This is a genomic window from Pseudomonas sp. SP16.1 (assembly GCF_052682975.1).
Genome location: NZ_JBQYFZ010000001.1, coordinates 855,634 through 879,480 on the forward strand (window position 1 = coordinate 855,634; position 23,847 = coordinate 879,480).

At 67.6% G+C, this 23,847-nt stretch carries 20 protein-coding genes; 13 read left to right on the plus strand and 7 right to left on the minus strand.

Translation table 11 applies throughout. The features are described from left to right. Positions 1-104 precede the first annotated feature (104 nt). Positions 105-980 carry a helix-turn-helix domain-containing protein gene (locus ACUTAF_RS04270; RefSeq protein WP_445578809.1) on the minus strand — a complete coding sequence of 292 codons (876 nt, stop codon included), beginning with the start codon at positions 978-980 and terminating at the stop codon, positions 105-107. 131 nt (positions 981-1,111) lie between these two features. Here ACUTAF_RS04270 and bglX point away from each other — a divergent pair, with 131 nt between their 5' ends. The 3 genes from bglX to mdoH all read left to right on the plus strand — a co-directional run bounded on the left by bglX (position 1,112) and on the right by mdoH (position 7,740). After that, a complete protein-coding gene (bglX, locus tag ACUTAF_RS04275; protein WP_445578810.1) occupies positions 1,112-3,403 on the plus strand; it encodes a beta-glucosidase BglX in 2,292 nt (763 codons plus the stop codon). Between the two features lie 289 nt (positions 3,404-3,692). After that, entirely contained in the window at positions 3,693-5,195 is a 1,503-nt protein-coding gene (locus ACUTAF_RS04280) for a glucan biosynthesis protein G (protein ID WP_445582399.1), read from the plus strand. Continuing rightward, complete coding sequence (gene mdoH / locus ACUTAF_RS04285) at positions 5,188-7,740, plus strand: glucans biosynthesis glucosyltransferase MdoH (RefSeq protein WP_445578811.1); 2,553 nt, start codon at positions 5,188-5,190, stop codon at positions 7,738-7,740. Before ACUTAF_RS04280 ends, mdoH begins: the two co-directional genes overlap by 8 nt. Positions 7,741-7,749: 9 nt before the next feature. On the opposite strand, the gene ACUTAF_RS04290 is transcribed toward mdoH, so the two are convergent. The 5 genes from ACUTAF_RS04290 to ACUTAF_RS04310 form a co-directional block, all read right to left on the minus strand. Then, the gene (locus tag ACUTAF_RS04290) at positions 7,750-8,604 is read right to left on the minus strand and encodes a pirin family protein (RefSeq protein ID WP_445578812.1); all 855 of its coding nucleotides are present in this window, start codon (positions 8,602-8,604) and stop codon (positions 7,750-7,752) included. 116 nt (positions 8,605-8,720) lie between these two features. Then, on the minus strand, positions 8,721-9,491 hold the full coding sequence (locus ACUTAF_RS04295; RefSeq protein ID WP_445578813.1) for an MlaA family lipoprotein: 771 nt from the start codon (positions 9,489-9,491) through the stop codon (positions 8,721-8,723). Then, complete coding sequence (locus tag ACUTAF_RS04300; protein ID WP_445578814.1) at positions 9,484-10,782, minus strand: alpha/beta hydrolase; 1,299 nt, start codon at positions 10,780-10,782, stop codon at positions 9,484-9,486. Before ACUTAF_RS04300 ends, ACUTAF_RS04295 begins: the two co-directional genes overlap by 8 nt. An 83-nt stretch (positions 10,783-10,865) precedes the next feature. After that, positions 10,866-11,354 carry a GNAT family N-acetyltransferase gene (locus ACUTAF_RS04305; protein ID WP_445578815.1) on the minus strand — a complete coding sequence of 163 codons (489 nt, stop codon included), beginning with the start codon at positions 11,352-11,354 and terminating at the stop codon, positions 10,866-10,868. 63 nt (positions 11,355-11,417) lie between these two features. Beyond that, a complete protein-coding gene (locus ACUTAF_RS04310) occupies positions 11,418-11,639 on the minus strand; it encodes a DUF2061 domain-containing protein (protein WP_445578816.1) in 222 nt (73 codons plus the stop codon). Positions 11,640-11,835: 196 nt separating this feature from the next. Between ACUTAF_RS04310 and ACUTAF_RS04315 the strand changes: the two genes are divergently transcribed. The 10 genes from ACUTAF_RS04315 (at position 11,836) to ACUTAF_RS04360 (ending at position 20,667) form a co-directional block, all read left to right on the plus strand. Then, positions 11,836-12,165 carry a DHCW motif cupin fold protein gene (locus ACUTAF_RS04315; RefSeq protein WP_445578817.1) on the plus strand — a complete coding sequence of 110 codons (330 nt, stop codon included), beginning with the start codon at positions 11,836-11,838 and terminating at the stop codon, positions 12,163-12,165. Further along, entirely contained in the window at positions 12,165-12,533 is a 369-nt protein-coding gene (locus ACUTAF_RS04320) for a DUF2784 domain-containing protein (protein WP_445578818.1), read from the plus strand. The genes ACUTAF_RS04315 and ACUTAF_RS04320 overlap by 1 nt, the downstream gene beginning before the upstream one ends. Positions 12,534-12,638: 105 nt before the next feature. Beyond that, a complete protein-coding gene (locus tag ACUTAF_RS04325) occupies positions 12,639-13,451 on the plus strand; it encodes an SDR family oxidoreductase (RefSeq protein WP_445578819.1) in 813 nt (270 codons plus the stop codon). Between the two features lie 90 nt (positions 13,452-13,541). After that, entirely contained in the window at positions 13,542-14,702 is a 1,161-nt protein-coding gene (locus tag ACUTAF_RS04330) for an MFS transporter (protein ID WP_445578820.1), read from the plus strand. Between the two features lie 73 nt (positions 14,703-14,775). Next, positions 14,776-15,204 carry a hypothetical protein gene (locus ACUTAF_RS04335; protein ID WP_445578821.1) on the plus strand — a complete coding sequence of 143 codons (429 nt, stop codon included), beginning with the start codon at positions 14,776-14,778 and terminating at the stop codon, positions 15,202-15,204. Between the two features lie 10 nt (positions 15,205-15,214). Next, on the plus strand, positions 15,215-15,547 hold the full coding sequence (locus ACUTAF_RS04340) for a YnfA family protein (protein WP_445578822.1): 333 nt from the start codon (positions 15,215-15,217) through the stop codon (positions 15,545-15,547). 180 nt (positions 15,548-15,727) lie between these two features. Further along, positions 15,728-17,026, plus strand: a complete 1,299-nt coding sequence (locus tag ACUTAF_RS04345) for an OprO/OprP family phosphate-selective porin (RefSeq protein WP_445578823.1) — start codon at positions 15,728-15,730, stop codon at positions 17,024-17,026. 86 nt (positions 17,027-17,112) lie between these two features. Then, the gene (locus ACUTAF_RS04350) at positions 17,113-18,237 is read left to right on the plus strand and encodes a GNAT family N-acetyltransferase (protein ID WP_445578824.1); all 1,125 of its coding nucleotides are present in this window, start codon (positions 17,113-17,115) and stop codon (positions 18,235-18,237) included. Positions 18,238-18,755: 518 nt separating this feature from the next. Continuing rightward, positions 18,756-20,240 carry a sodium/proline symporter PutP gene (gene putP, locus ACUTAF_RS04355; protein ID WP_445578825.1) on the plus strand — a complete coding sequence of 495 codons (1,485 nt, stop codon included), beginning with the start codon at positions 18,756-18,758 and terminating at the stop codon, positions 20,238-20,240. Positions 20,241-20,448: 208 nt separating this feature from the next. Further along, the gene (locus tag ACUTAF_RS04360) at positions 20,449-20,667 is read left to right on the plus strand and encodes a VF530 family protein (protein WP_445578826.1); all 219 of its coding nucleotides are present in this window, start codon (positions 20,449-20,451) and stop codon (positions 20,665-20,667) included. A gap of 35 nt (positions 20,668-20,702) precedes the next feature. On the opposite strand, the gene ACUTAF_RS04365 is transcribed toward ACUTAF_RS04360, so the two are convergent. Beyond that, positions 20,703-23,804 carry a transglycosylase domain-containing protein gene (locus tag ACUTAF_RS04365; RefSeq protein WP_445578827.1) on the minus strand — a complete coding sequence of 1,034 codons (3,102 nt, stop codon included), beginning with the start codon at positions 23,802-23,804 and terminating at the stop codon, positions 20,703-20,705. Positions 23,805-23,847 lie beyond the last annotated feature (43 nt).

The window sequence follows — 23,847 nt, forward strand, 5'->3', positions numbered from 1 at the left end:
GGCGCCGCGGCGAGATTGCCGACGTGCAGTCGCGGCGACTGTGCAGAAGCCCGCTTGCGGGCGATAGAGGCAATCGCCCGCAAGCGGGTTCCTACGGATCGCGTTCAGGATGCGAAGGCGGCGCGGTACTGGCCCGGCGTCGCCCCCAGCGCCTGGCGGAAGCGGTTGCTGAAGTGGCTGGCGCTGGCGAAACCGCAGCTCAGGGCGACGTCGCCCAGGGCCAGGGAGGAATGCCTGAGCAGCTGACGGGCGCGCGCCAGGCGCCGGGCCAGCACGTAGCGGTGCGGCGGCAGGCCGAAGCTGGCCTGGAACATGCGTGCGAAGTGATAGGGCGACAGGGCGCAGAGCGCGGCCAACTGCCCCAGCGTCAGGGACTCGGCCAGATGCTGTTCGATAAAGTCGCGCACGCGTTTGCGTACGTTCGGCGCCAGCCCGCCCTTCAGGCGCAGGCCCTGACGCAGGTTCACCTGGGTGAGCAGGGCGTGGTCGAGCAGCTCGTGGGCCAGGCTGCTGGCCAGCAGGCGCTCGCCCGGCTCCTGCCAGTCGAGTGCGCACAGCAGGCGAAAGCGCGCGGCCTGTTCGGCATCCTCGACAAAGGTCGCCTCCTGCAGCTGCAGGCTGCGCGGCTCGCGGTCGAGCAGGGCGACCGCGCCGAGGGCGAAGCGCTCCTGTTCGACATACAGGTGGGCCAGCTGGATCCCGCCGTTGATCACCCAGGCCGACTGGTGCTCGGCCGGCAGGATGCACAGCTTGTCCGGCGCGCCCTTGGCGCCCGGCCGTTCGCGGCGGAAGGTGCCGGTGCCGCCGGCCAGGTAGCAGGACAGGGTGTGATGGCTGGGCGCCAGGTAGTCGCGCGCATCGTGGGCATTGCTCCAGCGCGCCACGGCCAGACCCTCGCCCAGTTCGGCCCCGCCGTGCAGGCGCGCGTTGGCCGAGCGGCTCATGCTCTGGAATACCTGCAGGTGATCGAGTTGCGCCATCGCCGTCCCCCCTCGAGTCGCTATGCTACGCTGGCCTCGGCTTGCCGCCAGCCCCGCGGGCGGAAAAAGCGCAAGTTCATGCAAGGCCGTCCGCCGGTCGTTCCCTCCCCGCAGCCTGGATGCCGCTCTCGATGACATGCCTGCGTTATCTGCTGTTCAGCAGCCTGATTCTCTCCTGTCATATCGCCAGCGCCGCCGAGCCCCCACCGCGCGAGGTATTGATCGCCGACCTGCTCGGGCGCATGCGCCTGGAGGAAAAGATCGGCCAGCTGCGGCTGATCAGCATCGGCGGCGAGATGACCCGCGAGCGCATCCGCGAGGAGATCGCCGCCGGGCGCATCGGCGGCACCTTCAACTCGGTGACCCGCCAGGACAACCGGCCGATGCAGGAGGCGGCGTTGCGCAGCCGCCTGGGCATTCCGCTGTTCTTCGCCTACGACGTGATCCATGGCCATCGCACCACCTTTCCCATCGGCCTCGGCCTGGCCTCCAGCTGGGATCTCGACGCCATCGAGCGCAGCGCGCGGATCGCCGCGCTGGAGGCCAGCGCCGACGGCCTGGACATGACCTTCGCGCCGAGCCTGGACATTTCCCGCGACCCGCGCTGGGGCCGCGTTTCCGAGAGTTTCGGCGAGGACCCGCAGCTGGTCTCGCTGATCGCCGCACGCATGGTGCGCGGCTTGCAGGGCACCAAACCGAACGATCCGCAGCGCATCATGGCCAGCATCAAGCACTTCGCCCTGTATGGCGCGGTGGAGGGCGGACGCGACTACAACGTGGTCGATATGAGCGCGCTGCGCATGTACCAGGATTACCTGCCGCCTTACCGGGCGGCGCTGGAGGCCGGCGCCGGCGGGGTGATGGTGGCGCTCAATGCGATCAACGGCGTGCCGGCTTCGGCCAACGCCTGGCTGCTGCGCGACCTGCTGCGTCGCGAGTGGGGCTTTCGCGGCGTGGTGCTGAGCGACCACGGCGCCATTTCCGAGCTGATGCGCCACGGCGTCGCCGCCAACGGCCGCGAGGCGGTGCGGCTGGCGATCAATGCCGGCGTCGGCATGAGCATGGCCGACGATCTGTACCTCGAGGAGCTGCCCGGCCTGGTGCGTGACGGCGAGGTGGACGAGGCGCGCATCGACGAGGCGGTGGCCGCGGTGCTCGGTGCCAAGTACGACCTGGGCCTGTTCCATGACCCCTTCCTGCGCATCGGCCGCGCCGCCGACGATCCGGCCGAGGTCAACGCCGAAAGCCGTCTGCACCGCGCCGCGGCGCGCGCGATCGCGCGCGATGCCCTGGTCCTGCTGGAGAACAAGGGCGACACCCTGCCGCTGCGCAAGGGCGGGCGCATCGCCCTGATCGGTCCGCTGGCCGATTCGCCGGTCGACATGCTCGGCAGCTGGTCGGCCAGCGGCCGCGCCGAGCAGGCGGTGACCCTGCGCCAGGGCATGCAGGCCGCGCTGGGCGAGCGCGGCAAGCTGCTCTACGCGCGTGGCGCCAACGTCACCGACGACGCGCGGGTGGTCGAGTACCTCAACCGCCTCAACTGGGACCGGCCGGAGGTCGAGCAGGACCCGCGCAGCCCCCAGGCCATGCTCGAGGAAGCGCTGCGCGTGGCAAGCCAGGCCGACGTCATAGTCGCCGCCGTGGGCGAGTCGCGCGGCATGTCGCACGAATCCTCCAGCCGTACCCGCCTGGACCTGCCGGACAGCCAGCAGGCGCTGCTGCGCGCGCTCAAGGCGACCGGCAAACCGCTGGTGCTGGTGCTGATGAACGGCCGGCCGCTGGCCCTGGGCTGGGAGCAGGCCAACGCCGACGCCATCCTCGAGACCTGGTACAGCGGCATCGAAGGCGGCCACGCCATCGCCGAGGTGCTGTTCGGCGAGCACAACCCGGCGGGCAAGCTGCCGATCTCCTTCCCGCGTTCGGTGGGGCAGATTCCCAGCCACTACAACCACCTGCGCCTGGGCCGCCCGTACCGTGAGGGCAGTCCCGGCAACTACACCTCGCAATACTTCGAGGCCGCCAACGGCCCGCTCTATCCCTTCGGCTACGGCCTGAGCTACAGCCGCTTCGAATTGTCCGCGCCGAAGCTGTCGGCCACGCGCATGCGCGCGGGCGAGAAGATCGAGGTCCGCGCGACGCTCAGCAACGCCGGTCCGCGCGCCGGCAGCAGCGTGGTGCAGCTGTATCTGCACGACGAGGTTGCCTCGGTGATTCGACCGGTGAAGGAACTCAAGGATTTTCGCAGGGTCAAGCTCCAAGCGGGGGAGACGCGCGAGGTGCGTTTCGAGATCGATGAAAGCATGCTGCGTTTCTTCGACGCCAACCTGCGCCATGTCAGCGAACCGGGGGCGTTTCGCGTGCAGCTCGGGCTGGATTCGGCGCAGGTAAGGGAGGCCCGTTTCGAGCTATTGCCGCCCGACTGAGAGGCGGCCCGAGGAGGCAAACATATACCTGGGCGGGCACCTATGCCGGACAGCGCGATCTGCTGACAATGCGCAGAACAGATCCGTGCGTGCGCGCGCCGCCGTTCGGTTGGCCGTCTGCATCGCGCTCGCGTCGTCCACGCACTCCCTGCCCGATTTCAACGTCATGCGGCGGCGCCCCCGGGGCCGGCCGTCGCGTGTCGGTACCTGTCGCCCTGGAGGCTATGTGTCGATGAGAGGTCGTTGTGATAACCGTTGGGGCAAGGCCGCCAAGCTGGCCGGCGCTCTGATGGGGCTGTTGTGGGCTGCGCAGAGTGGGGCATTCGAACTGGATGACGTGGCGGTCAAGGCCCAGGCCCTGGCCGGCCAGGAGTACAGCGTGGCGCAGAGCCGTCTGCCGGCGGCGCTGCGCGAACTGAAGTTCGCCGATTACCAGAAGCTGCGCTTTCGCGAGGACCAGGCGCACTGGCGCGACGGCAAGACCCCGTTCCAGCTGTACTTCTTCCACCAGGGTATGCACTTCGACCTGCCGGTGAAGATCAATGAGATCACCGCTGCGGGCACTCGCGAGATCCGCTACGAGCCGGCCATGTTCGACTTCGCCGACCTGCCGGTGCAGGCCGGCGAGCTGGAGAACCTGGGCTTCGCCGGATTCAAGGTGATGCATCCGCTCAACGGCGCGGACAAGCAGGACGAGCTGATGAGCGTGCTCGGTGCCAGCTACTTCCGCATCGTCGGCAAGGGCCAGGTGTTCGGTCTGTCGGCGCGCGCCCTGGCGATCGACACGGCGTTGCCCTCCGGTGAAGAGTTTCCGCGTTTCACCGAGTTCTGGATCGAGCAACCGCAGCCGGACCGGCGCAGCCTGGTGCTCTACGCGCTGCTCGATTCGCCGCGCGCCACCGGCGCCTACCGCATGGAGATCAGGCCGGGGCGCGCCAGCGTGCTGGACGTCGAGGCCAGGGTCTATTTGCGCGAGCCGGTGGAAAAGCTCGGCATCGCGCCGCTGACCAGCATGTACCTGTACGGCGCCAACCAGCCCTGGCCGCGTCCCAACTACCGCCCCGAGCTGCACGACTCCGACGGCCTGGCCATCCACGCCGGCAATGGCGAGTGGCTGTGGCGTCCGCTGAACAACCCCAAGCGCCTCAATGTCAGCAGCTATCGCATCGACAACCCGCGTGGCTTCGGTCTGCTGCAGCGCGCTCGCGATTTCGCCCGGTACCAGGATCTCGACGACCGCTACGAGCTGCGTCCCAGTGCCTGGATCGAGCCGCTCGGCGACTGGGGTGCCGGGCACGTCGAACTGGTGGAGATCCCCACCCCCGACGAAACCAACGACAACATCGTCGCCCTGTGGCATCCCGCGCAGCAGCCGGCCCCGGGCGAGGCGCTGAACTTCGCCTACCGCCTGCACTTCGGCGGCGACCTGGCCGCGCTGCGCGTCCCGCAACTGGCCCGGGTCGAACAGACCCGGCTGTCCGAGGGCGACGTCAAGCAGGCCAACCTGATCCGCCACCCCGATGGCAGCACCGCGCTGCTGGTGGACTTCGTCGGTCCGGCGCTGGCCGAGCGCGCGCCGGAGGCGCCGGTCATGCCGCAGGTCAGCATCGACGACAACGCCGAGCTGGTGGAGCAGAACCTGCGCCACAACCCTGTGAGCAAGGGCTGGCGCCTGACGCTGCGGGTCAAGGTCAAGGACCCGACGCGGCCGGTGGAAATGCGTGCCGCGCTGGTCGAGGACGGCAAAAACCTGTCGGAAACCTGGAGCTACCAGCTGCCTGCCCATGAATGACTTCTCCGATTCGACGCTGATCCGCCATTACCTCGACGAACTGTCGCTCGACGCCGAGCGGCAGCAGGCGCTGGCGCGCGGCCTGGCCGGCGGCGGTGATCTGGCGGCACTGCACCATGCGCTGCAGTCGCCGGGCGAGGCCGCGCCGCAACCCGCCGGGGAAACCCGCGAGCTGCTCGAGTCGGTGCCGGCGCGCCTGGCCCTCGGCTGGCCGGATGCGCTCGAGCGCGGCTGCCGCCTGGTCAAGGATCACCAGGGCCGGCCGAGCATCGAATCGACGCCGCCGATCCGCCGCACGCGCATGCTGCCCGAGCCCTGGCAGACCAACATCCTGCGGCGCGGCTGGCGCTGGCTGCGGGGCGACAAGCCGGCGCCGCGGCCGCGCACCCGCGAGGCCGAGGATTTCAGCGAGGCGCACTGGCGGCATGTCGCCGCCGTGCGGCGCGGCGCCCTGCTGCTGCTGATGCTGGTGCAGACGCTGGTCGCCACCTGGTACATGAAGTCGGTGCTGCCCTACCAGGGCTGGTCGCTGGTCGACCTCGGCCTGGTGTTCGAGCAGCCGTGGCAGGAGTCGGCGCGGCAGATCCTGCCGTACGTGGTACAGACCAGCATCCTGGCGCTGTTCGCCCTGCTGTTCTGCTGGGTGTCGATGGGCTTCTGGACCGCGCTGATGGGCTTCTTCCAGCTGCTCAAGGGGCGCGACCGCTACAGCATCTCGGCCAGCAGCTGCGGCGACGAGACGATCTCGCCGCAGGCGCGCACCGCGCTGGTGATGCCAATCGCCAACGAGCACGTGCCGCGGGTCTTCGCCGGCCTGCGCGCGACCTTCGAGTCGCTGCGCGAAACCGGCCAGCTCGAGCATTTCGACCTGTTCGTCCTGAGCGATAGCAACGACCCGGATATCTGCGTCGCAGAGCAACAGGCCTGGCTGGAGCTGTGCCGCGAGGTGGAGGGCTTCGGCCATATCTTCTACCGCCGTCGTCGGCGGCGGGTGAAGCGCAAGAGCGGCAACATCGACGACTTCTGCCGGCGCTGGGGCAGCAACTACCGCTACATGGTAGTGCTCGATGCCGACAGCGTGATGAGCGGCGAATGCCTGACCCGCCTGGTGCGCCTGATGGAGGCCAACCCCGGCGCCGGCATCATCCAGACCGCGCCCAAGGCCTCGGGCATGGACACCCTCTACGCGCGCATGCAGCAGTTCGCCACCCGCGTCTACGGCCCGCTGTTCACCGCCGGGCTCAACTTCTGGCAGCTCGGCGAGTCGCACTACTGGGGGCACAACGCGATCATCCGCATCCAGCCCTTCATCGAGCACTGCGCCCTGGCGCCGCTGCCGGGCACCGGCGCCTTCGCCGGGGCGATCCTCTCCCACGACTTCGTCGAGGCGGCGCTGATGCGCCGCGCCGGCTGGGGGGTGTGGATCGCCTACGACCTGCCGGGCAGCTACGAGGAGCTGCCGCCGAACCTGCTCGACGAACTCAAGCGCGACCGCCGCTGGTGCCAGGGCAACCTGATGAACTTCCGCCTGTTCCTGGTGCGCGGCATGCACGCGGTGCACCGCGTGGTGTTCCTCACCGGGGTCATGTCCTACCTGTCGGCGCCCTTGTGGCTGCTGTTCCTGCTGCTGTCCACCGGCCTCTTGGCGATCCACACGCTGATGGTGCCGGAGTACTTCCTGCAGCCCAACCAGCTCTACCCGCTGTGGCCGCGCTGGCAGCCGCTGGAGGCGATCGCGCTGTTCTCCGCGACCATGACGTTGCTGTTTCTGCCCAAGCTGCTCAGCGTGCTGCTGATCTGGATCCAGGGCGCCGAGGCCCACGGCGGGCGTCTGCGGGTGCTGCTGTCGATGCTGCTGGAGGCGGCCTGCTCGGTGTTGCTGGCGCCGGTGCGCATGCTGTTCCACAGTCTGTTCGTCACCGCCGCGTTCCTCGGCTGGTCGGTGCAGTGGAACTCGCCGCAGCGCGTCGACGACTCCACGCCCTGGAGCGAGGCGCTGCGCCGGCATGGCTCGCAGGTGGCGACCGGCGTGGCCTGGACCGCGCTGGTGGCCTGGCTCAATCCGGACTTTCTCTGGTGGCTGGCGCCGATCGTCGTGTCGCTGGTGCTCTCGCCGCTGGTCTCGGTGCTGACCAGCCGCACCGGTCCCGGCCTCGCCGCACGCCGCGCCAGGTTGTTCCTGATCCCCGAGGAGCATGAGGTGCCGCGCGAGTTGCGCGACACCGCCGAGTACGCGCGGCGCAACGGCGCGCGGGCCCTGCGCCGGGGCTTTCTGCGTGCGGCGGTCGATCCGCTGTACAACGCCCTGGTCTGCGCCATGGCCCGTGCCCGGCACGCCAAGGTGGTGGCGCCGGCCGAGACGCTGCGCGAGGCGCGCATCGCCGAGATCCTCGCCGCCGGCCCGGATGGCAACGCCGAGGCCACCCGCTGGCGCCTGCTCAACGATCCGGACGGCATGGCGCGCCTGCATGCGCGGCTCTGGCAGGACCCGCAGCAGCAGGCCTGGCGCAGCGCCTATGGGCGGCTGCGCGAACCGAGAGGCTGAGGTGGCGACTCAGGCCAGCACGCCGTCGCGGAAATCGCGCAGCGCCTGCTCGATTTCCTCGCGGCTGTTCATCACGAACGGGCCGTACTGGACGATGGGCTGCTGCAGCGGCGTGCCGGCGATCAGCAGCACCCGCGCACCCCGTTCGCTGGCCAACTGCAGCGTGCCGGCGTCCGACAGCCGCACCAGGCGTCCGGCGGCGATCGGCTGGGCGCCGGCCTGCGGCAGCTCCAGTTCGCCTTCGTAGACGTAGAGCATGACCCGCTGGCCGTCGGCCAGGCGCGGGGCGACCCGAGCGCCGGCCGGCAGCTGCAGGTCGAACAGCTGCGGCTCGGTATGCGGGCGCTGCACGGCGCCGGCCTGGCGGATCTCGCCGTCGTCGAACTGGCCGGCGATCACCACTGCCTGGACGCCGCCGGCGGTGGTCACCCGCGGGATGTCCGCGGCGGCGATATCGCGGTAGCCGGGCTCGCCCAGCTTGTCCTTGGCCGGCAGGTTTAGCCACAGCTGGAAACCGCGCATGGCGCCGGATTCCTGCTCGGGCATCTCGCTGTGGATGATGCCGCGGGCGGCGGTCATCCACTGCACGCCGCCGGAGCCGAGCAGGCCGACGTTGCCCAGGTGATCCTCGTGGCGCATGCGTCCCTCGAGCATGTAGGTGATGGTCTCGAAACCGCGGTGCGGGTGCGGCGGGAAGCCGGCGATGTAGTCGTCCGGATTCTCGGTGGAGAATTCGTCGAGCATCAGAAAGGGATCGAAGCGCTCCAGCCCGGGGCCGCCTATCACCCGGTTGAGGCGCACGCCGGCGCCGTCGGTGGCCGGCTGGCCGGGCTGGATGCTGAGGATGCGGCGGGGCTGGGTCATGATCTGGGCTCCATCGGTTCGAGATGGGGCTCATGCTACGTCCGATGGATCGATCGATGGGTGCAATTTCTTCGGAATAAATATCGGTTTGATCGATATTTTCTCCGGGCAACGGCCTATTCGGCGATCTTCAGCTTGCGCGACTCGTGGTAGAAGTAGCGGATCTTCTCGTACTCGAACGGCGAGTTGAGCTGGCCGTAGCGGAAGTCGGTATGCGCCCGCTCATCCACCGCGCGCAGCGTGACGATGCCGGGGTTGTCGCCGCTGGCCTCGGCCACGCCCAGGTAGTTGACCGCGCCCTCCAGGCTGTAGTCCATCACCAGCCCGCCGGTGTCGCGCAGGTTCGAGGGGCCGAGCACCGGCAGCATCAGGTAGGGCCCGGCCGGTACGCCGTAATGGCCGAGGGTCTGGCCGAAATCCTCGCGCGAGGCGGGCAGGCCCATCAGGGTCGCCGGGTCCCAGATGCCGCCGATGCCGAGCACGGTGTTGAACAGCAGCCGCGCGGTGCTGTTCATCGCCCGCTCGCCCTTGAGCTGGAGCAGGCTGTTGGCCAGGGTCGGCACTTCGCCGAGATTGCCGAAGAAGTTGTGCACGCCGCTTTCCACCAGGTCCGGGGTGACGGCGCGGTAACCCCTCACCAGCGGCAGGAACAGCCACTGATCGAAGCGGTAGTTGAAGTGGTAGACGCGGCGGTTCCACGACTCCAGCGGGTCGTACACCTGCAGGGCGTCGTTGGAGGCGCGCTCGAACTCCTGCTGATCCAGGCCGGGGTTGAAACGCAGATGCTGCAGCGGGTTGCTGAAACCGTCGGCGTCGACCTGGTGCCCGGCCAGGGCCGGCGCGCTGGTCAACAGCAGGGTGGTGATGAGGAGACTGGGCTTAACCACGGAAGAACTCCAGCATGGCGTCGCTGTTGACGCGGTAGTTGAGGTTGCCGCAGTGCCCGCCGCGCGGGTACAGGGTCAGGCGTTCGCCGAAGGTGCGGCGCAGGAAGCCGATGTCGCCGGGGCCGAGGATCAGGTCGTCGGCGTTGTGCATCACCGCCACCTTGTCGCTGCTTTTCAGGTAGTCCTCCAGCGCGTAGAGGCTGGCCTGGTCGATCAGCTGGTTGAGGCTGCCGCCGTCGTAGCGGGCGCGCCACATCGGCACCAGCTGTTCGGCGATGTAGCAGTCGAAGTCGCAGCGCAGCGCCAGTTGGAAGAAGGGGGTGAGGCTGGTGCCCTGGCTGATGCGATAGCCCTGCGGGGTGATCAGGCCGCGCCGATTGAGCAGGTCCGAGGTGAACACGATGTCGGCCGAGGCGAAGCGGAACACCGTGCCGATGAGCATGGCCAGCTGCTCGTCGGAAAGCTTCTCCTTGGACTGCTGGAAGTCGTAGAGCATGGCCTCGTTGATATCCAGGTAACCCTTCTCATTGAAGTAGCGGGTCAGCTTGCCGAGCACCAGGTCGTAGAAGTTGGTGCTGTTGTCGATGCCCTGCACCCGCGTCTGCACCAGGCGGTCGAGGTTGGTGATGGAGGTATAGAGGTTGACCGGCGGGTTGAGCAGCAGCACGCGCTTGAAGCCGAAGGCGCGACGGGTCTCGTCGAGCTGGCTGACGAAGGCCGCATGCAGGCCGCCGAGGCTGTAGCCGGTGAGGTGGTATTCGCTGACGTCCAGGTCGGGGTGCTGGGCGCGTACCGCCTGCATGGCGCGGTAGAGGTCGTCGGCATCGTCCGGGGTGTAGCCCGGGGTGGCGAAGCGCGAGGCCGAGGCCATGAAGTCGTAGCTGGTCGGCGAGGACAGTTGCACCACGTGATAACCGGCGCCGTAGAACAGCCGCTTCAGGTATTCCGGGGTGCCGCTGGCGTAGTGAGCGCCGGTGCCGGCGATGATGAAGATCAGCGGCGCGCGGCCTTCCTGCCGGGCCAGGCGGTACTGCATCTTGGTCACCGGCCAGAAGTTGTCCAGCAGCTCGAACTCGCGATCCGGGCGAATGCGCACGGCATGGTCGCGCTGGTCGATATCACCATCCGCCGGCAGCGTCGGACGCAGTTCCGGCGGGGTGGTGGCGATGGTCGCCTCGAACGGGTTGGTCAGCGGAAAACCGTAGCTTTCGGCGTCCACATCCACCGCGCCGGCACCGGTGCAGAGGAGCAGGCCGCCGCACAGGGCGGCGAGTCGGGCAAGGCTGGGCATGCATGAAGTCCCTTGTGAGAGAGCGTCTCGATTGAACAGCCCGCTTATGACAACGACGAGTCGGGCAAAGTGCCAGGGGCCGTCTATCGAGGCGAGGTGGCCAGTGCTGCCAGCGCCTCGCCGGTCAGGCGGTAGACGGTCCAGTCGTCCTGCGCGGTGGCCCCGAGCTTCTGGTAGAAGCCGATGGCCGGCGTGTTCCAGTCCAGCACCGACCATTCCAGGCGGCCGCAGCCGCGGGCCACCGCCAGGCGCGCCAGCTCGGCCAGCAGCGCCTTGCCGAGGCCCGCGCCGCGCGCGCTGGGACGCACGTAGAGGTCTTCCAGGTACAGCCCGGGGCGGCCGAGGAAGGTGGAATAGTTGTGGAAGAACAGGGCGAAGCCGGCGGCCTCGCCGTCCACCTCGCCGATCAGCACTTCGGCGAAGGGGCGCGGGCCGAACAGGTGCTCGGTCATCTGCAGCGGGTCGGCGACCACCTGGTGGCTGAGTCGCTCGTACTCGGCCAGCTCCTGGATGAAGTCGAGAATCAGCGAAATATCGGCGGGTTGCGCGGGGCGCAGGCTCAGCTTGGACATGGCGGCTCCTTGGTGGTGCCGCCGAGTATGCCGCGAGAGCCGGGGGCCATGGCAAGCCTGGCCTCAGGCGTGGTGATGCAGCCAGGCGTGTTTGGGAATGGCGGAGGCGTGTTTCTTCGCTGTCAGGCGCGCCCAGAGTTTCTCGTGGAAGTAGAAGCCCACCGAGTTGCACAGCGGCTCGACCGCCGCCAGCAGGCCGCTGACGGCGATGCTGCCGGTGAGGACATAGGCCACGCCGAAGGCGATGCAGAAGTGCATGACGGTGAAGGTCAGGGTCTTGAGCATGATGCACCTCGATGAGAATCGTTTCGTATCGAATAGCAGGCTAGCGGCCGCAGCCGAGGCGGGGAAATATGGCTTGTGCATGATGTCGATAGCCAGGCTGCATGAATTTTCCTCTACTGAAAGCGCGGCCCTATTCACTTCGTTGCCTCGTCGCGCTGCGCTATGGTGGGGCGCCCTGTTGAAAGGACTCCTCGACATGCAGATCCGCGATATTCCCTTCGGCGTCACCGACTGGGCCGCGCTGCCGCGCAGCGAGCATCCCGGCGAGCGCGGCATGGCGTACTGGCGCACCTGCCGATTCGGCGCGCTGCGGGTGCGTATGGTCGAGTACTCGCCCGGCTACCTGGCCGATCACTGGTGCCACAAGGGCCATGTGCTGCTGTGTCTGGAGGGGGCGTTGCATACCGAACTGGAAGACGGCCGGGTATTCGTGCTCGAGCCGGGAATGAGCTATCAGGTCGCCGATGGCGCCGAGGCGCACCGCTCCTCGGCGCCGAGCGGCGCCCGGCTGTTCGTGGTGGACTGATGCTGCAGCGCCTGGCCGCCGATGCGCTGGTGCTGCTGCACCTGGGCTTCATCCTCTTCGTGCTGCTGGGCGGCCTGTTGCTGCTGCGCTGGCCGCGCCTGGTCTGGCTGCATCTGTCGGCGGTGGCCTGGGGCGCGGTGGTGGAGTTCTTTCACCTGCTGTGCCCGCTGACGCCCTGGGAAAACCAGCTGCGCCGCGCGGCGGGGCAGGCGGGCTACGACGGCGGCTTCGTCGAGCATTATCTGATCCCGCTGATCTATCCGGCCGGTTTGACGCCGCAGATCCAGCTATGGCTCGGCGCGCTGGTGTTGCTGGTCAACGGCGCAGTCTACGCCTGGCTGCTGTGGCGCTGGCGACATCGCTCGTAATGCCGATTTGCCCGGCCTATTCATAAGTCGAATGAAGGGCCGGCGGCACCATTCCCTTCGCTACACTGCCGCCATTGCAACCGCACACTACAAGGCAGGCCTGCTATGCAAAACCGCATGATGATTACCGGCGCTGGTTCCGGTCTGGGACGCGAGATCGCCCTGCGCTGGGCGCGCGATGGCTGGCGACTGGCGCTGGCCGACGTCAACGAGGCTGGCCTGGCGGAAACCCTCAAGCTGGTGCGCGAGGCAGGCGGCGACGGTTTCACCCGCCGTTGCGACGTGCGCGACTACAGCCAGCTGACCGCGCTGGCACAGGCCTGCGAAGAGCAGTTCGGCGGCATCGACGTCATCGTCAACAATGCCGGCGTCGCCTCCGGCGGCTTCTTCAGCGAGCTGTCGCTGGAGGACTGGGACTGGCAGATCTCGATCAACCTGATGGGCGTGGTCAAGGGCTGCAAGGCCTTCCTGCCGCTGCTCGAGCGCAGCCGCGGCAAGATCGTCAACATCGCCTCCATGGCGGCGCTGATGCAGGGCCCGGCGATGAGCAACTACAACGTGGCCAAGGCCGGCGTGGTGGCCTTGTCGGAAAGCCTGCTGGTCGAGCTGCGCCAGCAGGAGATCGGCGTGCACGTGGTCTGCCCGTCGTTCTTCCAGACCAACCTGCTGGACTCCTTCCGCGGCCCGACCCCGGCGATGAAGGCGCAGGTCGGCAAGCTGCTGGAAGGCTCGCCGATCAGCGCGGCGGACATCGCCGAGTACATCCACGCCGAGATGGCCAAGGGCAGCTTCATGATCCTGCCGCACGAGATGGGCCGCATGGCCTGGGCGCTGAAGCAGAAGAATCCGCAGGCGCTCTACGACGAGATGGCATCCATGGCCGAGAAGATGCGCGGCAAGGTCAAATCGCTGAGCTGACCAAAAGGTCAGTTAATTACCCCGGCAGGCTTGCCCGGCGCGGTCTGCAGGGGTAGGGTGGCGGGCCCGCGCCACGATCTTGGATAACCTGTGAAACCAGTCCCCCGGGCCTTGCTATTGGTGGCTCTGGTGCTGGCGGCGATCAATCTGCGCCCCGGCATCACCTCCCTCGCGCCACTGATCGAGCGGATCGCCGCCGAGCTGTCGCTCAGTCGCAGCTTCATCAGCCTGACCACCGCGCTGCCGGTGCTGTGCATGGGGCTGCTCGCGCCCCTGGCGCCGCGTCTGGCGCTGCGCTGGGGGCTCGAGCGCGTCATCCTGCTGTGCTTGGCACTGATCGCCGTGGCCCTGGCGGCGCGTCTGGCGGCGCACCAGAGCGCGGTGCTGATCGGCAGCGCGATCGCCCTCGGCGCCGCCATCGCGGTGGCCGGGCCGCTGCTGTCGGGCTTCATCAAGCGCTATTTCGCCGGGCAGATGGGCCGCGTGGTGGGTTGGTATTCCCTCGGAATGGCCATCGGCGGCGCCGCCGGGGCGGTGCTCACCGCGCCGGCCACCGAGCTGTTCGGCGATGCCTGGCACCTGGGCCTGGCGGTCTGGGCGCTGCCCGCGGTGTTGGGTGTGCTGCTCTGGCTGCGCCTGCCCAATCAGCTCGGCGGCGAGCAGGCGCAGGAGGGCGGGCTGCCCTGGCGCGAGCCGCGTGCCTGGTTGATCAGCGCCTTCTTCGCCCTCCAGGCCGGCTTGTTCTACGCCCTGGCCACCTGGGTGGTGGCGCGCTATCACGAGGCCGGGCTGAGCCTGCTGCGCAGCAACTCGCTGTTGAGCATCTCGATGCTGATGGGCCTGCCCAGCTCCTTCCTGTTGCCCTGGCTGGCGCAGCGCTTCGATGCGCGTTACCAGCTGCTGCTGGCCTGTGGCGCGGTGAGCAGCCTGTGCCTGGCCCTGATCAGCTTCATGCCGGGCTTCCTGCCCGAGCTCTGGGCGCTGCTGATCGGCTTCGGCCTCGGCGGCTCGTTCGCCCTGTCGCTGGTGCTGCCGCTGTACGAGGCCGGTTCGCCGCTGGCGGTCAGCCGCTGGACCGCGATGATGCTGTTCACCGGCTATGGCCTGGCCTGCCTGACGCCGATTCTCACCGGTCTGGCACGCGACCTGTCCGGCAGCTACCGTCTGCCGTTTGCCGCGCTCACCGGTCTGGCCGTGCTGATGATGCTGATCGCCTGGTTGCTGGGGCGCAGCAAGCGCCGGCAAGGCTGAGAATTCGCGCCAGTTCCTTTCCTGGCCGCGGGGGCTGTGTTAGAAGGCGGTCTGTTTTTCCTGGAGTGCCGGTGTGGAGTCCGAATCCATCGTCTATGGCTGCATCCGCGACTGGCCCTCGGATGACCCCGAGCTGCGTCGCCTGCGCCGCGAAACCAACCACGGCGTGCTGACCGAGCTGCCGGCCGGCGAGCTCTGGCCCTTCCTCGGTCGCGAGATGTTTTCCTTCTGCGAGCTGCCTGGGGCTGGGCTGTACCAGACCCAGGTGATCCACTTCGGCGCCAGCTACGGCGCGGTGGAATACGAGTGGAACCTGTGGATCGAGGCCTTCGAGGCGCTGCTCAAGCGTCTGTACTGGGCCAGCGCGGTGGTGCATCTGGAGACCGAGCTCAATGGCGTGCACACCTTTCGCTGGGAATCCGACAGCGGCTTCCACAGCCCGCAGGAGGGCGGCCTGCGCGTGCGCTGCGCCTGGGAGCGCGAAGGCATGCTGCGCGGCTGAGGAGGCGAAGATGCTTAACTATCTATGGTTCCTGCTCGCCGCGCTGCTGGAGATCGCCGGCTGCTACGCCTTCTGGACGTGGCTGCGGCTCGATCGCAGCGCCTGGTGGTTGCTGCCCGGGCTGCTCAGCCTGGCGCTGTTCGCGCTGGTCCTGACGCGGGTCGAGGCGGCCTTCGCCGGGCGCGCCTACGCCGCCTACGGTGGCGTCTATATAGTCGCCTCGCTGGCCTGGCTGGCGTTTATCGAGAAGACCCGCCCGCTGGCCAGCGACTGGCTGGGAGCGGCGCTGTGCCTGGCGGGCGCCGTCATCATCCTGTTCGGGCCGCGCTTCGCGCCGTCCTGAACCGCGAGCCAGAGCGCAGCGCTACTTATAGACAATCGAAGTAAAAAAGTTCCGTTGTCATGAAATCTTTATATATCGGCAACTGAGCTGAAATAACCCCTCGCCAAGATTCCCCCCAGCACGAACGAGCCCTGCGCTCGGGTGTTTTCAACACTAAAAGTTCAACAGGGGAATTTCTCGATGATCCGTAAGCACTTCGCCGGTTTCGCAGCCAGCGCCCTGGCACTGGTCGTTTCCGCCCAGGCTTTCGCCGGCACCGTCACCACCGACGGCGCCGACATCGTAATCAAGACCAAAGGCGGTCTGGAGGTCGCGACCGCCGACAAGCAGTTCGGCTTCAAGATCGGTGGCCGTCTGCAGGCCGACTACAGCTCGTTCGACGACTTCTACACCGTCAACGGTGCCAGCGCCGACGCCGCCTACTTCCGTCGCGCCTTCCTGGAAATCTCCGGTGTTGCCTATACCGACTGGGCTTACGCGATCAGCTACGATTTCTCCCACAACGCCGGCAGCTCGGAAGACGGCTACTTCGACGAGGCTTCCATCGCCTACAACGGCTTCAAGCCGCTGTCGATCAAGGTCGGTCGTTTCGACCCCGAGTTCGGTCTGGAGAAGGCCACCAGCTCCAAGTGGGTGACCGCCCAGGAGCGTAACGCCGCCTACGACCTGGTGGACTGGACCAACTCCCACCAGAACGGCTTGGGCATCCAGGCTTCCGGCACCGCCGGTGACTCGCTGTACGGCTCGTTCAGCCTGAGCGCCAAGGACCAGAACGACGTCGACGGCGAAAGCGTCAAGCAGTTCAACCTGCGCGGCGTGTTCGCCCCGATGCACGAAGCCGGCAACGTCCTGCACCTGGGCCTGAACTATGCCCAGCGCGACCTCGCCGACACCGCTTTCGACGGCCGTATCCGCAGCCGCCTGGGCATGCGTGGCGTGAGCACCTCCGGCGGCAACGACGCCGGCGCCAACGGCAACCGCCTGGTGCTCGGCGGCGCCAACGGCCTGCCGGCTGGCTCCTACGACGACGACAGCGCCTGGGGCGTGGAAGCGGCCTGGGCCATGGGGCCGTTCTCGGTCCAGGGCGAATACGTCAAGCGCGAGATGGAAGCCGATGCCGCCGCGTTCGACGACATCGAGGCCGAGGGCTACTACGCCCAGCTCGCCTACACCCTGACCGGCGAAGCGCGTGGCTACAAGCTCGGCAAGTTCGACGCGGTCAAGCCGGAGAACAAGCAGATCGGCGCCTGGGAAGTGTTCTACCGCTACGACAACCTCAGCGTCGAAGACGACAGCGTGGGCATCGATGCCTCCGACGATGTCGAAGCCAAGGTTCACAATCTCGGTGTCAACTGGTACGTCAACGAAGCGGTCAAGCTCAGCGGCGTCTACGTCAAGGCCGACGTCGACAACCAGGAGAACGCCAACGGCGACGACAGCGGTGACGGTTTCGTGGTACGCGCCCAGTACGTGTTCTAAGTAATCCCCGTTAAGTTGCTCCTCCTTTCCGGCCCCGCATTCATGCGGGGCTTTTTTTCGCCAGCGGCACAGGCCAGACTGCGCCCATGCCGATCATGACCCTGAACCGACTCGCCGACCTGCAGCCTGCCTCCTGGGATGCGCTGCTGCCCGACGCCCAGCCTTTTCTGCGCCACGCCTTCCTGTCCGCTCTCGAAGACAGCGCCAGCGTCGGCGGGCGCAGCGGCTGGCACCCCGTGCATCGGCTGATCGCCGACGACACGGGGCGTTTGCTGGCGGCCATGCCGCTGTATGTGAAGAGTCATTCCTACGGCGAGTACGTGTTCGACTGGGGCTGGGCCGACGCCTGCCAACGCGCGGGCATTGCCTACTACCCCAAGCTGCTCTGTGCGGTGCCGTTCAGCCCGGTGAGCGGTGCGCGGGTGCTCGGTCGTGGCGAGGCCGCCGTGGAACTGCTGGGCGAGCTGTGCGCCGGGCTGGAGCAGCAGGGGCTGTCGAGCCTGCATATCAATTTCACCACACCGGCCTGCGATGCCCTGCTGCGCGGCCGCGCCGGCTGGCTGGAGCGCCTCGGCTGTCAGTACCACTGGTGCAACCGCGGCTATCGCGATTTCCAGGATTTCCTCGACGCCCTGACTTCGCGCAAGCGCAAGCAGCTGCGCAAGGAGCGCGAGCAGGTGGCGGGGCAGGGCATCGACTTCGACTGGCGCCAGGGCCACCAGTTGAGCGAGGCGGACTGGGACTTCGTCTACCAGTGCTACGCCAACACCTACCAGGTGCGCGGTCAGGCGCCGTATCTGACGCGCGCCTTCTTCAGCCTGCTGGCCGAGCGCATGCCGGAGGCGATTCGCGTGGTGCTGGCCCGCCAGCGCTCACGACCGGTGGCCATGGCCTTCAGCCTGCTCGGCGACGATTCGCTCTACGGCCGCTACTGGGGCTGTCTGGCTGAGTTCGATCGGCTGCACTTCGAGACCTGTTTCTATCAAGGCATGCAGCTGGCCATCGACGAGGGACTGGCGCGCTTCGACGCCGGCGCGCAGGGCGAGCACAAGCTGATCCGCGGTTTCGAGCCGGTGCTCACCCGCTCCTGGCATTACCTCCGTCATCCGGGGCTGCACGCGGCGGTGGCGGATTTCCTCGAGCAGGAGCGCGCCGGCGTGCTGGTCTACGCCGAAGATGCGCGACGCTATCTGCCCTATCGGCAGGGCTGAGCCTCACCACCGACATCGCTTGGCGAGAAACCGCGCCCGCCGCTCTAAGTCGCGTTACGCGAAGCAGGATACCAGGGGCAAAAGCCTCGCTCATCCTGTACCCCGGCAGCAGGAAAGTTCCGCAGCCTGGAGATTTCTGCAAAAACTCCAGAGCTTTTCGCAAGAAGCCGGCACTGCTCTGCCACTAAATTCAGCCCTTCCTGATCGTCACGACCGCTTTCCGGCCACGCGTGTTAGTCAAGCCAGTCTCGCTGGGCTAGACCGATAGGAGTTGCCTAGCAACTCTGTGCGGTACTGGCGCCATAGGCAATGGTCAGGGCAGAGAGGGGGATCCAGGCGCCGGCCGATGGTTGCTCCCCCCCAGCGATATCTGTTCTCGACCATCTCACCAAGCATCGGTGCGACGAGGGAAAGCGACGGGAGAGCTGGTATCCGTCAAACAGGCGGGTGAGTTTTGCCAACCAAGGCATGGGCGGTTGCCGGTGCCGGATAACAACAATCGAGAGGGGAGCCCCCCAATGACAGCTAGTACTCCAATGCTCGTCACCTTCGTGGTGTACATCGCAGCCATGGTGCTGATCGGCCTAGTGGCTTATCTGCGTACCAAGAACCTTTCCGACTACATCCTCGGCGGCCGCAGCCTCGGCAGCTTCGTCACCGCCCTGTCCGCCGGTGCGTCCGATATGAGCGGCTGGCTGCTGATGGGGTTGCCGGGGGCCATCTTCGTTGCTGGCATCTCGGAAAGCTGGATTGCTATCGGCCTGGTCATCGGTGCCTATCTCAACTGGCTGTTCGTTGCCGGCCGTCTGCGCGTGCAGACCGAGCACAACGGCAACGCCCTGACCCTGCCGGACTACTTCACCAACCGCTTCGAAGACAACAGCCGCATCCTGCGCATCTTCTCCGCCGTGGTGATCCTGGTGTTCTTCACCATCTACTGCGCCTCCGGCGTGGTCGCCGGTGCCCGTCTGTTCGAGAGCACCTTCGGCATGAGCTACGAGACCGCGCTGTGGGCCGGCGCCGCCGCCACCATCGCCTACACCTTCATCGGCGGCTTCCTCGCGGTGAGCTGGACCGACACCGTGCAGGCCACGCTGATGATCTTCGCCCTGATCCTCACCCCGGTCGTGGTGCTGATCGCCACCGGTGGCGCCGATGCGACCTTCGCCGCCATCGAGCTGAACGACGCCACCAACTTCGACATGCTCAAGGGCGCCACCTTCGTCGGCGTGATCTCGCTGATGGCCTGGGGCCTGGGCTACTTCGGTCAGCCGCACATCCTGGCGCGTTTCATGGCCGCCGACTCGGTCAAGTCGATCCCGGCTGCCCGCCGCATCTCCATGACCTGGATGATCCTGACCCTGGCCGGTGCCGTGGCCGTCGGCTTCTTCGGCATCGCCTACTTCGCCGCCCACCCGGAACTGGCCGGCCCGGTCGCCGAGAACCCGGAGCGTGTGTTCATCGAGCTGTCCAAGCTGCTGTTCAACCCGTGGATCGCCGGCATCCTGCTGTCCGCCATCCTCGCCGCGGTAATGAGTACCCTGAGCTGCCAGCTGCTGGTGTGCTCCAGCGCGCTGACCGAGGACTTCTACAAAGCCTTCCTGCGCAAGGGTGCCAGCCAGCTCGAGCTGGTCTGGGTCGGCCGCGCCATGGTGCTGCTGGTGGCGCTGATCGCCATTTGGCTGGCCGCCAACCCGGAAAACCGCGTCCTGGGCCTGGTGTCCTACGCCTGGGCCGGTTTCGGCGCCGCCTTCGGCCCGGTGGTGATCCTCTCCCTGCTGTGGAAAGGCATGACCCGTAACGGCGCCCTGGCCGGCATGCTGGTCGGCGCGGTGACCGTTATCGTGTGGAAGAACTGGATCGGTCTGGGGCTGTACGAAATCATCCCGGGCTTCATCCTCGCCACCCTGGCCATTCTGATCTTCAGCCGCATCGGCAACGGCCCGAGCAAGGCGATGCTGGAGCGCTTCGAGAAGGCCGAGAAGGAATACCAGTCGGTCTGATCCCCTGGCAGTGACGACACAGGCGGTGGTTGCCTCAGCAACCACCGCCTTTTTCTGCTCGCAGGAAACTGCAGGCGCGAGGTCTCACGTCCATGGGCGTCTCTATGGGGCCGCAGTTACACCGATCTCCCGGGGTAGGATCGGCTTTCGCTGTCTGCAGTCTTTGGTTAAGGTGGCGCCCCGTCCTCCGATCACGCACAGGTTGCCCATGACCGCGAAAGACCCGCTGCACGGCCTGACCCTGCAGGCCATCCTCGCCGCCCTGGTGGAGCGTATCGGCTGGGAGGGGCTGGCCCGGCAGATCGATATCCGCTGCTTCAAGCACGAGCCGAGCCTCAAGTCGAGCCTGACCTTCCTGCGCAAGACGCCCTGGGCGCGGGCCAAGGTGGAGGCGCTCTACCTGCAGCAGTTCAAGGATCGGCCTTAGGCGTCGAGCGCTGCTCGCCGGGGGAGGCCGGCGCGTTACTGCCGGCTGACCTGCGCCGCGCTCATCGGCGCCTGGCACAGGGTCGCGCTGCCAGGCTCCAGGTAGGGCGCGAGGATCGGCGCCATGCCCTTGAGCACCTGCACCGGCAGCGCCGAGGTGAAGGTGAACTTCTCCGCCTCGCGCCCCGGCACGAAGGCGGTGAGGGTGCCGTAGTGGTGCGGGCCGAGGAAGAACACGAAGGTGGCGGTGCGGTTCAGCGCCCGCGAGCTGAGCACCCGGCCGCCGGCGCCGACGCTTTCGATGCGGTTGTCGCCGGTGCCGGTCTTGCCGCCCAGGGTCAGGCTGCGCCCGTCTTCCAACTGGAAGCTGCCCTGCAGGCGACGCGCGGTGCCGCCTTCGACCACCTGCGACAGCGCCCCGCGCAGCGCGGCGGCGACCTCCGAGGACATGACCCGTCTTGCGGCGCCGTGGACGTCACGTTCGACCCGCGTCTCGTAGGGCGTGCCGGCGGCGAAGTGCAGTTCGTCGATACGCAGCACCGGCTGGCGGATGCCGTCGTTGAGGATGATGCCCATCAGCTCCGCCAGCGCCGCCGGGCGGTCGCCGGAACTGCCGATGGCGGTCGCCAGCGACGGCACCAGGTGGGCGAAGGGATAGCCGAGGTTCTGCCAGCGGCGATGGATGTCGGAGAAGGCTTCGACCTCCAGCATGATGCGGATGCGGCTGTCGCGGGCGCTCTTGTGCCGGCTGCGGAACAGCCAGCCGTAGACCTCCTGGCGCTCGTCGGCGCTGGCGGCGACGGCATCGGCGAAGCCCGCCTTCGGGTTCTCGATGAGGAAGCCCAGCAGCCACAGCTCCAGCGGGTGCACGCGGGCGATGTAGCCCTGGTCCGGCAGGCTGTAGGCGCCGGGGCCATAGTCCAGGTAGAGGCGGGCGATGCGCTGGTCGGTCAGCTTCTCGTTGGGCAATTGCGCGCGCAGGAAGGTGGCGAAGGTGGCTTCGTCGGCCTGCGGTATCAGGTAGCGGTACACCGCGGCCAGCCGCACCGGGGTCTGGCGCAGGCCGCTGAGGAAGGTCTCCAGGCGTTGCTGTTCGGGCTGCTCTTGATACTTGCGCCAGAAGCGCAGCAGGAAGGTGCGTCCCTCGCGGTCGGCGAAGCGGCGCAGGTACTCCTCGCGGCGCGGGTCCTTGTCGTCCTTGAGCAGCTCGGCGCTGCTCTGGTAAGTGCTGTAGCGCACCAGGTCGCGCATCAGACGAATGAACGGCAGGTTGATCGACTCGCGCAGGGATTCGCGCAGGGTCGGGATGCGGCCGTTGTCCTCGCGACGGAAGTTGCCGAAGGTGTGCAGGCCGCCGCCGGTGAAGAAACGCTCGTACGGGCTGGCCGAGTACTTGCGTTCCAGCGCGGCGTCGAGCATGGCCGCCAGCTCGCCGCCGGGGTTGGCGCGCAGGTAGTCGATCGCCCAGCGGCTGAGATTGTCCTGCTCGGCGATATCCAGGGCGCGCAGTTCTTCTGGGCTCTTGCCGGCATGGCGCTGGTGCAGCTCGGCGATCATTTCCAGATAGGTCGCCAGCACCCGCAGCTTGGCGGTGGAGCCCAGTTCCAGCTTGCTGCCTTCGTTGATGTCGAACGGCTGGTCGGTGCTGTCGGTCTGCACCCGTACCCGGCTGCCGGTGGCGGTGCGTTCGAACAGGGTGAAGCTGTAGCGCACCTCGGCGGTCTTTTCCGGCGACAGCAGGCGTTCGCCGAACAGGCCGATCTGTCCGGCGAACTCGGGGTCGGCCAGACGCTGCAGGTAGCTGCTGGCGGCCTGTTGCAGGTCGCGCTGCAGGGTGGTGCGGGCCGCCAGGTCGAGGCGATCGAGGTCGTACAGCGGCATGTTGAGGAGGTTCGAGAGACGCGAGCGGGCCACGCTGATGCCCTTGTCGCTCTCCACCGGGCGCAGGTTGGGCTCCAACTCCCAGTCGCGGTATTGCAGCTTCTGCGCCAGGGCGGCGTCGCGCAGGGCGCCATCGATCAGCCCGCCGCCGGCCAGCAGGCGGATATGGCTGTCGGTGAGCGCCTCCATCTCCTTGCGCCCCTGGGCCAGGTAATAGGAAGGGCGGCGCTGGGCGATCATCAGCGACAGCACCTGGCGCAGCGCCAGCCCGCGCTCGGCCATGCTGGCCTCGGGTGTACGAGACGGGTCGAGCAGGGCATTGGTGCGGGCGAAATCGGCGCCGTACCAGATGCGCAGGCCATCGGCCAGGCCATGCACTTCGCCATGCCCGGGAGCGGCGGACAGCGGCACGCTGTTGAGGTAGTCGCGCACGATGTTCTGCCGCACGGTCAGGGTCTGCGGACCCTGCTGATAGGCGCGCACGCTGGCGGAGATCATCTGCCGCAGCTTTTCCCCGGCCGACAGGGTCAGGCCGTCGGGCGAATGGCGGTATTTCTCCAGTTGCGTCGCCAGGGTGCTGCCGCCGGCGGACTGGTCCTGCACGTCGAGGACCTTGCCGATCTGCGACAGTGCCGCCATGGCGAAGCGTGGCCAGTCCACCGCGGGGTTGGCCAGCGGCTGCTCGGCATCGAGTAGGTGGCGGTTCTCGATGAACAGCAGGCTGCTCACCACCAGCGGCGGGATGGCGGCGAAGTCGGCATAGCCCTGCTGCGGGTAGCTGAACTGGTAGAACGGCGTGCCGCGGCAGTCGGCGATGCTCAGGCCGCTCTGACCCTTCTCGACGAAGGGCGGGAAGAAGCCGCGCCGACTATAGGCGAGCAGCTCGGGGGAGAAGCGGGCCTGTTCGCTGATCACGAAGTCGCGTTGCTGCAGGCGCTCCAGCATTAGCGGCAGGTAGGCATAGCCCTGGCGTTTGTCGAACGGGCCGTCGCTCGGGTAGACGATCTCCGTGCTGGCACCGGGTTCGATGCGGTAGCTGAGGGTTTCCGCGTAGCGGCTCAGCTGCCGGGCCTGGAAATGCGCGGTGCGCAGCTCGAAGACGAACAGCGCTGCGCCGACCAGCAGCAACGGCGGTAGCACTAGCCAGGGCAGCAGGCGCCAGCGAAGCCGCGGCGGACGCGGCTGCGCTTCGGCCGCCGGGATGAGGCTCGCGGCCAGCTCAGGCTGTTTCGGATCGGTTTGCCACAGTGCGCCCATATACCACCGGCCTGGCCTGTCTTCCTACGAAACCCCACGCAGT